This is a genomic window from [Acidovorax] ebreus TPSY (assembly GCF_000022305.1).
GTDB lineage: Bacteria > Pseudomonadota > Gammaproteobacteria > Burkholderiales > Burkholderiaceae_C > Diaphorobacter > Diaphorobacter nitroreducens.
In genome coordinates, this window is the sequence record NC_011992.1 from 3,061,992 (window position 1) to 3,074,301 (window position 12,310).

A 12,310-nucleotide genomic window follows, 5' to 3' on the forward strand; every position below is an offset into this window, starting at 1 on the left:
TTCATTCCGGATTCCTTTGCTGGCGAGCGCTAGCAGCTATTGTTTTTAAACCTCCATGACCCACCCCTCCAGCCACCAGCCCTACGCCGCAGGCGCGACGCCCACGCCGCGGCCGCCGCCGCGCCGCCGCGCCGGGCGCTGGGTGCTGGCCACGCTGGGGGGCCTGCTCATGGCGGCGCTGGTGCTGCTGGGCGGGCTGTGGTGGTGGGCCGGCAGCAACACCTCGCTGGCCAGCGCACTGGCACGCGCGGCGCAATACCTGCCCGAGGGGCAGAGCCTGCAGGCGCGCGACGTGAGCGGCTCGCTGCGCTCGGGCGGCACGATTGGCTGGCTGCGCTGGAGCAGCCCCACGCTGGCCGTGGAGGTGCACGACGCGCGCATCGCCTGGAGCGTCGCGCCGCTGCTGCGCCGCCAACTGCGCCTGGGCGAGGTGCGGGCCGCGCAGGTGCTCATCACGCCGCAGGACGCGCCCGGCCCGCAGGAGCCCACCCCGCCGCTGCAGCAACTGGGGCTGCCGCTGCGGATCGAGCTGCCCTTCCACGCGGACCGCATCGACTGGGCCGGCAACACCGTCGCCCAGCAACTGGAGGGCACCTACCGCTACGACGGCGAGCAACACCGCTTGGCGGTGGACCAGGTCACGCTGGCCCAGGGCCGCTACGCGCTGCTGGCCACGTTGCAGGCCCAGGCGCCCATGGCGCTCACCGCCACGCTCAACGGCACGCTGCGCACGCCAGTGCCCGGCAGCGCGCAACCCTTGCAGGCCCTGGCCCAGGCCAGCGCGCAGGGCACGCTGGCCGGCGCGGGCGCACAGATCCAGCTCACGGCCCAGCTGCGCGGCACCGATGGCGCAGGCCCCACCCATCCACCGCTGCGTGCCGACCTGCAAGCGCGCATCGCCCCCTGGGCCGGTCAACCGCTGCTGCAGGCCGCGGCCGAGGTGCAGGCCCTGGACCTCGCCGCGCTGTGGCCGCAGGCGCCGGCCACCCAGCTCAGCGGCACCGCCGCGCTGGAGCCCGCCGAGGCCGACGCGCCCGGCTGGCAGGTCCAGGCCGCGCTGCGCAACGCCCTGCCCGGCCCGTGGGACCAGCAGCGCCTGCCTGTCGACACACTGCAGGCCCGCGCTGCGTTCGACGGCACCACCTGGACCGTGTCCGAATCGCTGGCGCGGGTGGGCAGCGGCAGCGTCACGCTGCAGGGCGCCTACACACCCGCCACGCGCGCGCTGCAGGGCCAAGCCGAGGTGCGCGCCCTCAACCCTGCGGCGCTGCACACCCTGCTGGACGCCGCGCCCGTGAACGGCACCGCCAGCGCCGAAAGCCGCGATGCTGCCGAGGGCGGCGCCGTGCGCTTCAGCGCCGATCTGCGCGCCGCCGGCCGCCCCGCCCCCACGGCCGCGGCGAAGGCGGGCGCCCCCGCGCCGCTGCGCCTGGACCAGTTGACCGTGCAGGGCCAGTGGCAGGGCGATCGGATCGACATCGCCCGCCTGCAGCTGGACGCCCTGCGGGCGCAAGTGCGCGCCCAGGCGCTGCGCATCGACCTGGCGGGACCGGCCGTGCAAGGCGCGCTGCAGGCCACGCTGCCAGGCGCCAGCGCGCAGTTCGACGGGCAGCTCGCACCCCAGCGCGGCAACGGCACGCTGGACCTGCGCATGACGGACGCGCAACGCGCGCAGCGCTGGCTGCAGGGCCTGCCGGGCCTGCCCGCTGCATTGGCGGGCTGGAGCCTGGACGGCAACGCCACGCTGGCCGCCACCTGGCGCGGCGGCTGGCACGACCTGCAGCGCCAACTGCAGGCCGCGGGCCTGCCGGCAGGCACGGCCGTGGCCGCCGCAGCCGCGCCGCAGCGCTTTGACCTGCAGGCCCAGCTGTCCGCACCGCGCCTGCAGATCGCGCGCGCACCCCAGCCCGGCACGGACGCGGGCCCCCTCACGCTGGAGCTGCGGCGCACCACCGCCACGCTGCAGGGCTCGTTGGCGCGCGCCGCGCTCGACTGGGACGGCGAGCTGCGCCACGGCCCGCAGCCTGACGAGGGCCCTTCCGCCCGCAGCGCCACCCTCACGGGCCAGCGTGCCCAGTTGCGCCTGCGCGCCACGGCGGCCAGCCGCGGCGCGGGCCAATGGCAGGCCCGGTTGGAATCCCTGCAGATGCAGGCCGACGCGGCCGGCCAGCCCGGCCCGTGGAAGCTGCGCCTGGCCGAGCCGGTGGCCATCCAGCTGCGCCAGTCCCCCCAGCTGGTGGTGGAGGCCGGCGCCGGCCAGGCCTTCGTCGAAGGGCCGCGGCCCGGTCATCTGCAACTGCGCTGGCAACCCCTGCGCTATGCCCAGGGCGCGCAGGGTGCCCTGCAGCTGCGCAGCCAGGGCGAACTGAAGGGCCTGCCGCTGGACTGGGCCAACGCCTGGCGCATGGACGGCGACGGCATGCTGGAGCGGGCGGGCCTGGCGGGCGACCTGCTGCTGGACGGCACCTGGGACATCGACGCCGGCGACACGCTGCGCGCCAGCGCCAGCCTGCGGCGCAGCGGCGGCGACCTGCGCATCCTGACGCTGGATGCCGCGCCGACCACCGTGGTGCACAGCAGCGGCCAGGGCAAGGGCGCCCAGGCGGCGCAGGCCGTGCCCGCGCGCGGCACGCCCGCCGGCGTGCGCCAGGCCGAACTCACGGTCAGCGCCGAAGGCCCGGCGTTGCGTGCCCGACTGGACTGGGACAGTGAGCGCGCCGGCCAGTTGCACGCCGAAGGCAGCACCCAACTGGCGCGCACGCCCGACGGCTGGACCTGGCCCGCCGAGGCCCCACTGGCCGCCACCGTGCGTGCCGAACTGCCCGACGTGGGCGTGTGGTCCGCCCTGGCGCCGCCGGGGTGGCGCGTGCGCGGCACGCTGAGCGCCGACGCGCGCCTGTCCGGCACGCGCACCGCGCCGCAGTGGAGCGGACAGCTGGCGGCGGACCAGTTCGCCATCCGCTCGCTGCTGGACGGCGTGGACCTGCAGGACGGGCGCCTGCGCGCCGCGCTGCAGGGCGACCGGCTCACCATCACCGAGCTGAGCCTGCACGGCGGCCAGGGCAGCCGCGCACGCATTGCGGGCTACAGCGGCAACCGCACCGCGGCGCCGCAGGACGGCGGCACGCTCACCGGCAGCGGCACCGTATCGTGGGGCACGGCGGGCGAAGGTAGCTCCGGCATCCGCATGGATCTGCGCGCGCAGGCGCGCGCGCTGCAGCTGCTGGTGCGCGCCGACCGGCAGGTCAGCGTCTCGGGCGACCTCACGGCGCGGCTGCAGGGCGGGCAATTCACGCTGCGCGGCCAGCTCACCACCGACCGCGCCACCATCATCCTGCCCGAGGCGGGCGCGCCCACGCTGGGCAGCGACGTGGTGGTGCGCTCCGCCGCATTGGACAAGGAAGCCGCCGCCAAGGCCGCGCGTGACGCGCAGCAGGCCCAGAAGGCCGAGGCCGGCGGGCAGGTGCAGGCCGCGCGCCCGCCCGACATCGCCGTCACGCTGGACCTGGGCAACGACTTCGCCCTTCAGGGCCACGGCATCACCACACGCCTGACGGGGCAGCTGGACATCCGCAGCGGCACGGCCGGCGCCCCGCCGCGCGTGACCGGCGAGGTGCGCACCGTGCAGGGCCGCTACCGCGCCTGGGGCCAGGCGCTGGACGTGGAGACGGGCTTGCTGCGCTTCAACGGCCCCTACGACAACCCGTCGCTGGACGTGCTGGCCATCCGGCCCAACATCAGCGTGCGCGCCGGCGTGCAGGTCACCGGCACGGCCCAGTCGCCGCGCGTGCGCCTGTATGCCGACCCCGACCTGCCGGACGCCGAGAAGCTCTCGTGGGTGGTGCTGGGCCGCAGTGCCGCCAGCGGCGGCGCCGAGGCCGCGCTGCTGCAGCAGGCCGCGCTGGCCCTGCTGGGCGGGGGCTCCGGCAGCGGCACCGGCGGTATCGCTAAGCGCGTGGGACTGGACGAGATCGGCTTCAAGGGCCCCGGCACGGGCGAGGACGCGAGCGCCGCCGCCCTCACCTTCGGCAAACGCCTGTCCAAGGACCTGTACGTGACCTACGAGCGCAGCCTCTCGGGCGTGCTGGGCACGCTGTACATCTTCTACGACCTGTCGCAGCACCTCACGCTGCGCGGCCAGACGGGCATGCAAAGCGCGGTGGACCTGATCTACACGGTGCGCTACGACTGAAGTTCTATGCCAAAAATCGGCCGTAACGCTTTCCCTTCAAGCGCAAGCAGCTATTAACTCAATAGCAAAAGGGCGGTATGGCACCGCCCTTACAATCTTGCCTCCCTCTCCGTAGTTCAATGGATAGAACGAGCGCCTCCTAAGCGCTAGATACAGGTTCGATTCCTGTCGGAGGGACCACTTTCCGGGCAGATGCCGGCGCAGGATCATCTAGCGCTCGCCGTCCGGCCCGGCCTTGGGGTCGGTTTCCGGTGCCGTGGGGTCGGTGTCCACCAGCCGGCCCGCCGCAGCGCCGCCCAGCGCCCCCGCCACACTGCCCGCCAGGGTGCCCACAAAGACGCCCACCGGCCCCGCTGTGGCAGCGCCTACGGCCGCGCCGGCAGCTGCGCCCGCCATCGCGCCACCGCCCATCAGCACCGATTTGGATTCACGCTCCTGGTCTTCGGGCGGCAGGGGCTGCTGTGCCTGCGGCTCCGGGTCTTGCGACGGCACGCCGTGGCCGGGTCGTGCCTGTTCGGCCAGGTCGGGGTCGATGGGTGGGTTCTGGGGAAATCGCGGATCGGTGGCGTTCATGGCGCACTCCTTAAAACAGTGGTGGACGCACGCTGCGTGCGCCCGATACCCCCGTTGTAGTGTGGCGGTGGCTGCGGGCGTGCCCGCCAGCCGGCCGCAGGCGTGTCGGACGAGGGCGCCACCGCATCACTGCACGGCCCCGATCGCGCATCCCACGCCCCATGGGTCCGAAGGGACGTGCGGCGCACCTGTGCCGGGCAACCCGGGCACCACGACTACCCATCGCAGCCGCGCCGCCCAACAGCGAACGCGCCGGCCTACCCTTCGCCTGCACGGGCGCGACAGCCGCCTAGAGCTGAAAACCCACCGAGCGCACCACGCCTTCGATGACGTCGCGCAGCCAGGAGGGCGCACGCGCGTGGTAGGGGCGCGCGCGGGCCAGCAGCTGGTCGCTCCACTGCGCCAGCCAGTGCAGTTCCTGCGGGCCGTAGAACACGGTCATGGCCTCGTAGTTCAGGAACAGGCTGCGCGCGTCCAGGTTGAGCGAGCCGACGAGAGCCAGTTCGTCGTCGATGAGCACCGCCTTGGCATGCACCATGGCCGGAGACAGCCATACCCGCGCACCCGCGGCGGCCAGCTGGCGCAGCGCGCGCTCGCGGGCCAGGTCCGCCAGGCGGTGGTTGGAGCGCGCCGGCACCACCACGCTGACCTGCACGCCGCGCCGGCAGGCCAGGCACCAGGCGTCCAGCAGCGCGTCGTCGGGCACGAAGTACGGCGTGACGGCCACGATGCGCCGCTGGGCATGGTAGGCAGCCGCCAGCAGCAGCGCATGCACGGTGTCGTCGGCATGGTCGGGACCGCTGGGCAGCCACTGCGCCAACGGGCCGTGTGCGGGCGGCGCGGGCAGCGCCGGCGCGGCGGTGCTCCGCGCCTTGCGGCGGCGGCGCAGCACCAGGCCGCGCGCCACACGCCAGTCGGTGGCGAACTGGGCCTGCGCCTGCGCGGCCAGCGGGCCATGGACCTCGTAGCTCAAGTCCGCCCAGGCGGGGTGGCCCGGCCGGTCGATGAAGTACTCGCAGGCCAGGTTGCGCCCGCCGCTCCACAGCCGCTCGCCGTCGGCCACGACCAGCTTGCGGTGGTTGCGCAGGTTGGTGCGCCCGTGCAGCGGGTTGTGCAGCAGCGGCATGAAGCGGCGCACCTGCAGGCCCTGGCGCCGCAGCGCGCGCAGCATGCCGGGCGGCGTGCGCATGCTGCCCAAGGCGTCCACCAGCAGGCGCACGCGCACGCCGCGGTGCACGCAGTCCAGCAGCGCGCGCGCCACCTCGCGCCCCACCTCGTCGTAGGCAAACACGTAGGTGCACAGGTCCAGCCGGTGGCGGGCCGACGCAATGGTGGCTAGCAGCCCCTGCAGCGCCTGCGTGCCGTCGGCATGCAGCACCACCTGCGCATTGCGCACGGCGGGCGCCAGCTCCAGGCTGGCCAGCAGCCGCGTGGCCCAGGGCGGCCCGCCTTCCGTTGCCTCCAGCGGCGGGCCGTGCGGGCGGCGTGCGGGCCGCGCGAACTTGCGCGTGCCGAACAAGAGGAACAGCGGTACGACCAGATAGGGAAACGTGACGATGCCCAGCACCCAGCCCATCGCGGCCGAGGGGTGGCGGCGCTGGTGGCCGATGCGCGTGCCCATCACGTACACCAGCAGCCCCACGGCCACGAAGATCGCGTGGCCCAGGCCCGAGAGCACGGCCACGCGGATCATGCGCGGGGGTGGAGCACGCGGCGAGGGCCCGCCGACGACCATTGCTGCACAGCGCGCGCCGCGGCCGCACGGCCAGCGACCGCATGCATGGGCCCCGCATGCGGGGCGCATTCTTCTGGCGGTACGGGTGGTGTCATGGCGCTCTCCCACGGCCCGGAACAGGCAGCATGCCGCCCAGCATATCGGCCCGGCGCCGCGCGCGACTGTAGGAAAGCGGCGCGGCGCCAGGGAAAATGGGTCTTTTTGCTATTTATTTAATAGCTATTGGCGCTTGAAAAATAAGCGTTACAGGCCAATTTAACCGAAATACCCGAAATTCCGATGGCTCGGTATCAGAGCAACTCCAGCACCCGCTCGGGCGGGCGGCACAGCAGGGCACCGCGCGGCGTCACGACGATGGGGCGGTTGAGCAGCACCGGGTGCGCGGCGATGGCGGCAATGAGCTCGGCATCGGTGCGGCCCGGGTCGGCCAGATCCAGCGCGGTGTAGGCGGCCTCCTTGGTGCGCATGACTTCGCGCACGGGCACGCCCAGGCGCGCCACCAAGGCGGTGAGCTGGACGGCATCCAGCGGCTGGGCGAGATAGTCCACGACGGTGGGCTCGATTCCGCGCTCGCGCAGCAGCGCCAAGGCGCCGCGCGAATTGCTGCAGCGGGCGTTGTGGTAGATGGTGATGGCGGCAGAGGTCATACGCGCAGTGTAGGCCGCCACGCTGGGCCGTACCGGGCCGCCTCGGTGTCCAATGAGGCGGCGCCGGGTCAGCGCGACGACGCGCGCAGCGTGCGGCTCAGCAGGATCACTGGCACCAGCCCCACGGCCACCAGCGCCAGCGAGGGCAGCGCGGCCTCGCCCAGGCGCTCGTCGCGGGCCAGCTGGTAGGCCACCACGGCCAGGGTGTCGCTGTTGAAGGGGCGCAGCACCATGGTGGCCGGCAGCTCCTTCATCACGTCCACGAACACCAGCAGCGCCGCCGCTGCGGTGGAGCGCTTGAGCAGCGGCCAGTGCACGCGCGTGAGCACGCCCAGGCTGCCCACGCCCAACATGCGCGCCGAGTCGTCCAGGCTGGGCGAGACACGCGCGTAGCCGCTTTGCACCGACTGCAGCGCCACCGCGCAGAAACGCACCAGGTAGGCCCAGACGATGCCCACGGCCGTGGCGGTGATGATCGCGGGCAGCCCCCAGCCGGGTGCCGCGGCCTGCATCCAGCCCACGGGCAGCAGCAGACCCACGACGATCACCGCCCCGGGCACGGCGTAGCCCAGGCTGACCAGCTGCACCACGCCACGCGTGAGCGCATCGCGCCGGCGGCGCACGGCAAACGCCAGCACCAGGGCAATGCCCACGGCCAGCACGGCCGTAATGCCCCCCAGCCGCACGCTGTTGCCCGCCCATTCGATGAAACGCGACCAGGGCAGCACCGACCAGTCGGCCGCCAGCGGCCGCAGCATGAACAGCACCGGCGCCACGAAGCCCATCAGTACTGGCAGGGCGCACACCAGCCACGCCGCCACGGCGCTTGCACCGTGCAGCCGCGTGGGCTGCGCCTCGGTCGAGCCGGCGTGGCCCACGCCGCCCGTGGCAAAGCGCATGCGCCGCTGCGCGCGCAGCTCCAGCTGCAGCAGCAGCACCACCAGCACCAGCAGCACGGTGGCGAGCTGCGCCGCGGCAAGCCGGTCGTCCATGGACAGCCAGGCCTTGTAGATGCCCGTGGTGAAGGTCTGGATGCCGAAGTACGCCGCGACGCCGAAGTCGGCCAGCGTCTCCATGAGCACCAGCGCCACGCCCGCGGCCACCGCCGGGCGTGCCAGCGGCAGCGCCACGCTGCGGATGCGCCGCGCGGGCGATGCGCCCAGCAGGCGCGCCGCCTCCATGAGGTGCGCAGCACGCTCGCCCAGCGCCGTGCGCGCCAGCAGGTACACGTAGGGGTAGAGCGAGAAGATGAACACCCACACCGCACCACCCAGGCTGCGCACCTCGGGCAGCAGGCGGCCCTCCAGCCCGAACGTGGCGCGCAGCCAGACCTGCAGCGGGCCGCTGAACTGCAGGAAGTCGGTATACGCGTAGGCCGTCACATAGGCCGGCATGGCCAGGGGCAGCAGCAGCAGCCACTCCAGCGAGCGCCGGCCACGGAAGTCGAACAGCGTGACCGCCGCAGCGCAGGCCGTGCCCACCACGGCCGCGCCCACGGCCACGGCGAGACCCAGCCACAGCGTGGTCCACAGGTACCCCGGCAGCACCGTGGTGGCCATGGCGCGCAGAATTGCGCCGGACTGCGCGCCGCCCTCGCCCCAGGGCAGCCACGCCCCCAGCACGGCCAGCAGGGGCAGCGTGAGCAGCAAGGCCAACAGGATCAGTGAAGTGGAGCGCAGGGCGCGGCGGATTCGTGGCAGCAAGGGACGGCCGGTAGCGAGGTGCAAGGCGAAGAGAGCGCATCCACCGCCTGCCCGGTGAACCCTGGCGACTGTGATGCAAATGGGAACAATTCTACGCAACCGCGGGCCGCTGGTCGGCCACGCCCCCGCCGGCATGCGGGCCCCGGGGCGGCGGCGCAGCGCGGGGCCACGCCTGCGCAGTACGGCGCTGTGGCGTGGGGTCATTCAGGGCAGGACACGCCCTAAACTCACGCCATGTTTCTGGAAGTGTCTCAATTGGACGTGCGGTACGCCAACCGCCCGCAAGCCGCCGTGCGCGGCGTGACCCTGGGCTTGGCCGCCGGCGAGATCGGTGTGCTCATCGGCCCCTCGGGCTGCGGCAAGACCACCCTGCTGCGCGCGGTGGCGGGGCTGGAACCCGTCACCGAAGGAGCCATCCGCCTGGGGGGCGAGGTGGTGGGCGCACCGGGGCGCAGCATGCCCCCCGAGCAGCGGCGCATGGGCATGGTGTTCCAGGACTATGCGCTGTTTCCGCACCTCAGCGTCGGGCGCAACGTGGCTTTCGGCATCCACGCACTCCCCCGGGCGGAGCAGGCCGAACGCGTGCGCGAGTCCCTGGCTCTGGTGGGTCTGGAGGGCAGCGAGGCGCGCTTTCCGCATGAGCTCTCGGGCGGCCAGCAGCAGCGCGTGGCATTGGCGCGCGCGTTGGCACCGCGCCCGCGGCTGATGCTGCTGGACGAGCCGTTTTCCAATCTGGATGTGGACTTGCGCGAGCGACTGGCCCACGAGGTGCGCAGCATCCTCAAGACCGCCGGCGCCACGGCACTGTTCGTCACGCACGACCAGTTGGAGGCCTTCGCCATCGGCGACCGCATCGGCGTGCTGGAGGGCGGCCACCTGCACCAGTGGGACGACGCCTACTCCCTCTACCACCGCCCCGCCACGCGCTTCGTGGCCGACTTCATCGGCCATGGCGTGTTCGCCCCCGCCACGCTGGTGCAGCAGGGCAGCCATGTGGTGGCGCGCACCCCGCTGGGCGACCTGACCGACATCGACGGCTGCCTGCTGCCGGCAAGCTATCCCGGCGGCGAATGCGACGTGCTGCTGCGTGCCGACGACGTGGTGCATGACGACAGCTCACCCGTGCGGGCGCGCATCGTGCGCAAGGCCTTCCGCGGCTCGGAATTTCTGTACACGCTGGAACTGGCCAACGGCCTCACCGTGATGGCCCACGTGCCCAGCCACCATGACCATGCCATGGGCGAATGGATCGGCATCCGCACGCAGGTCGACCACGTGGTGGCGTTCGCACGGGAGAGCGCCGCACGCTGACCGCGGCCCCCTCAAGCGCCCCTGCCGTCGGGGGGCGCCAGGCTCAGGACTTGTCCTTGCGCGGCAGGTTCTCCAGCGCGGCCAGGTCGATCTGGCCCATGAAGCCCTGTACGTCCTTCAACGGCAGGTTCTCCGCCTCCACCGTGACCACCACGCCGTTCTTGAGCACCGCGCGCAGTTCCGCCTGGCTGCCGTCCTTGGCGTAGCTGTGGTGCAACGTGCGGCCATTCTCCTGCCAGGTCTTTTCCACGATGCCGTCGCTCTCGCGCTCGCCCTGCACCATGCCTGCCAGTTGGGCCAACTGGCCGAATGCACCCGCATCCACGACCGAAATGCGCACAACCTTGTCACCGTTGCCGTACTCGGCCTCCGCCTGGCTGGTCGGCAGGCCTGTGGCAGCGCCGTCGTGGACCTCATAGCTGGTGCGTTCCAGCGATCCCAGCTTGGCGGGCAGCGCGGCCTTGAGCGCATCGACCCCCACCGTCTGGTGCTTGGCACCTCCCATGGCCGCCGCCATCGCCTGGCCTGCGGCTTCGGTCATCTGTTGGGTATCGCCGCTCTTGTGCGCCTGCTCCATACGGCGGGCAGCCTCTTCCATCTTCTTGCCGGCCTCTTCCAGCTTGGCGGTATCCAGCGTGACCTGCCCACGCGGCGTGTCGATGACCACGGCCGGGCCGCCCGCACTGCCCCACATGGCGGGGCCATGCGGCATGAACAGCGAACCGATGGCCGCAATGACGATGCCCAGCACGATGGCCACCACCACGACCACCGCCGTATAGGGCACGGCGCGCGCAGCCGGGCTGCGCATCAGCAGCGGCAGGCCCAGGTACAGCAGGTACAGCGAATACAGCGCCGCCACCAGGCCCAGGATGGCCAGCGCCGGCAACAGGCTGAACACGCCGCCCAGCATGGCGGCCGTGCTGGCGTAGACCGCGACCTTGAGCGCCTGTCCCTGGTTCTGGGTGCCGCCGAACGTGGGTGCCAACGCATTGATGACCAGGGCCAGCACATACACGCCGACCAGGCTCAACACATAGGACACGGCCATGTTGGCAAGCCCGGCGAGCACCGGCACGCGCATGCTGAAGCCAAAGCCTCCCATGCCGATCAGCGACATGCCGATGAATCCGCAGACAGCCGGAATGGCCGCGAGGATCATCAGATAGCCCGTGAACAGGCGTGCCGTATCGGCAGGCTCTCCATCAATGGCGGCCCAGGTCTCGCGGGGCTTGAGCAAAATCCCCTTCACGCGCTCCATCAATTGCATGCATCCCTCCCTCGGTTATTGGCAAAGAGGCGCACCATACTGCAGGCGCATGTCGATGCGATGGATGTAAACAGACCGTTACAGCCCCGTTGCACACACATGTGCACTTTTGGCGACAGCAGGAGGCTATTCAGCGTTGGCGCAGATCGTCCACTGCGGCATGCAATGCTTGGCCCCACACCCGGCGGTCGCGCCCCTGCGCACGCTCGGGCATGCCGAAATGCGCCACCGCCGTGATGGGCGGCGCGGTGAGCGTGCGCCAGATGGAGCCCACCAGCGTTTCGTCGCCGATGTAGCTCGGGGCGTGGGTGGTCTGGCCGCTTGCGCGGTCCACGAAGCGCAGGCCGATGGGCTGCACGGGCACGTCCGCCTGCAGCGCAGCCTGCAGCAGGTTGGGGTGAAAGGGCAGCAGCGTGCGACCGTCTCCGGTCGTGCCTTCGGGAAACACCGCGAGTATTTCGCCCCGCAATAGGGCATCCCGCATGCTGCCCACCATGCGCAGGGCATCGCGCCGCGACGCGCGCTCGATGTACAGCGTGCCCGCTGCCGTGGCGAGCGTGCCGACGATGGGCCAAGCCTGCACGTCGGACTTGGAGATGAAGCGGCAGTAGCGCGCCGCATGCATCACCGGGATGTCGAGCCAGGACAGATGGTTGGCCACCAGCAGCACCGGCCCCTGGCTCGGCGGGGTGCCGCGCACCTCCAGCGTGACCCCCGCGCAGGCCAGCAGGCCCAGCGCCCACGCCTGCACCCGCGCCTGCTGCTGCTCCACCGATAGGCGGGGGAAGCGCAACGCCACCACCAGCAACCCCTGTGCAGCGTGCAGCACCAGCCGCAACACCCGCCAGCAGGCCCGTAAACCCCGCAGCATGTGCGTGT

At 72.2% G+C, this 12,310-nt stretch carries 8 protein-coding genes and 1 tRNA gene; 3 read left to right on the forward strand and 6 right to left on the reverse strand.

The window, feature by feature from the left end:
* The first annotated feature begins 55 nt into the window (after positions 1–55).
* Complete coding sequence (locus DTPSY_RS14435) at positions 56–4,192, forward strand: translocation/assembly module TamB domain-containing protein (RefSeq protein ID WP_015914185.1); 4,137 nt, start codon at positions 56–58, stop codon at positions 4,190–4,192.
* Positions 4,193–4,297: 105 nt separating this feature from the next.
* Positions 4,298–4,372 (forward strand) — tRNA-Arg (locus tag DTPSY_RS14440).
* Positions 4,373–4,402: 30 nt separating this feature from the next.
* On the opposite strand, the gene DTPSY_RS14445 is transcribed toward DTPSY_RS14440, so the two are convergent.
* The 4 genes from DTPSY_RS14445 to DTPSY_RS14460 all read right to left on the reverse strand — a co-directional run bounded on the left by DTPSY_RS14445 (position 4,403) and on the right by DTPSY_RS14460 (position 8,850).
* The gene (locus DTPSY_RS14445) at positions 4,403–4,765 is read right to left on the reverse strand and encodes a hypothetical protein (RefSeq protein ID WP_015914186.1); all 363 of its coding nucleotides are present in this window, start codon (positions 4,763–4,765) and stop codon (positions 4,403–4,405) included.
* 289 nt (positions 4,766–5,054) lie between these two features.
* Entirely contained in the window at positions 5,055–6,458 is a 1,404-nt protein-coding gene (locus tag DTPSY_RS14450) for a phospholipase D-like domain-containing protein (protein WP_015914187.1), read from the reverse strand.
* Positions 6,459–6,790: 332 nt separating this feature from the next.
* Positions 6,791–7,147, reverse strand: coding sequence for an arsenate reductase (glutaredoxin) (arsC, locus tag DTPSY_RS14455; protein WP_015914188.1), 357 nt, complete (start codon positions 7,145–7,147; stop codon positions 6,791–6,793).
* Positions 7,148–7,215: 68 nt separating this feature from the next.
* Positions 7,216–8,850 carry an ABC transporter permease gene (locus DTPSY_RS14460; RefSeq protein WP_015914189.1) on the reverse strand — a complete coding sequence of 545 codons (1,635 nt, stop codon included), beginning with the start codon at positions 8,848–8,850 and terminating at the stop codon, positions 7,216–7,218.
* Between the two features lie 234 nt (positions 8,851–9,084).
* Here DTPSY_RS14460 and DTPSY_RS14465 point away from each other — a divergent pair, with 234 nt between their 5' ends.
* Positions 9,085–10,161 carry an ABC transporter ATP-binding protein gene (locus DTPSY_RS14465; RefSeq protein WP_015914190.1) on the forward strand — a complete coding sequence of 359 codons (1,077 nt, stop codon included), beginning with the start codon at positions 9,085–9,087 and terminating at the stop codon, positions 10,159–10,161.
* Between the two features lie 43 nt (positions 10,162–10,204).
* On the opposite strand, the gene DTPSY_RS14470 is transcribed toward DTPSY_RS14465, so the two are convergent.
* Together DTPSY_RS14470 and DTPSY_RS14475 are read right to left on the reverse strand one after the other, a co-directional pair.
* On the reverse strand, positions 10,205–11,431 hold the full coding sequence (locus DTPSY_RS14470; protein ID WP_011806664.1) for a Yip1 family protein: 1,227 nt from the start codon (positions 11,429–11,431) through the stop codon (positions 10,205–10,207).
* A 130-nt stretch (positions 11,432–11,561) separates the two neighbouring features.
* A complete protein-coding gene (locus DTPSY_RS14475; protein WP_015914191.1) occupies positions 11,562–12,302 on the reverse strand; it encodes a lysophospholipid acyltransferase family protein in 741 nt (246 codons plus the stop codon).
* Positions 12,303–12,310: the final 8 nt, after the last annotated feature.

Excerpts from the sequence above, each read along its gene's own strand:
- DTPSY_RS14435 (WP_015914185.1), top strand. The coding sequence starts at position 56 with ATGACCCACCCCTCCAGCCACCAGCCCTACGCCGCAGGCGCGACGCCC.
- DTPSY_RS14445 (WP_015914186.1), bottom strand. The coding sequence starts at position 4,765 with ATGAACGCCACCGATCCGCGATTTCCCCAGAACCCACCCATCGACCCC.
- DTPSY_RS14450 (WP_015914187.1), bottom strand. The coding sequence starts at position 6,458 with ATGATCCGCGTGGCCGTGCTCTCGGGCCTGGGCCACGCGATCTTCGTG.
- arsC (WP_015914188.1), bottom strand. The coding sequence starts at position 7,147 with ATGACCTCTGCCGCCATCACCATCTACCACAACGCCCGCTGCAGCAAT.
- DTPSY_RS14465 (WP_015914190.1), top strand. The coding sequence starts at position 9,085 with ATGTTTCTGGAAGTGTCTCAATTGGACGTGCGGTACGCCAACCGCCCG.
- DTPSY_RS14470 (WP_011806664.1), bottom strand. The coding sequence starts at position 11,431 with ATGCAATTGATGGAGCGCGTGAAGGGGATTTTGCTCAAGCCCCGCGAG.
- DTPSY_RS14475 (WP_015914191.1), bottom strand. The coding sequence starts at position 12,302 with ATGCTGCGGGGTTTACGGGCCTGCTGGCGGGTGTTGCGGCTGGTGCTG.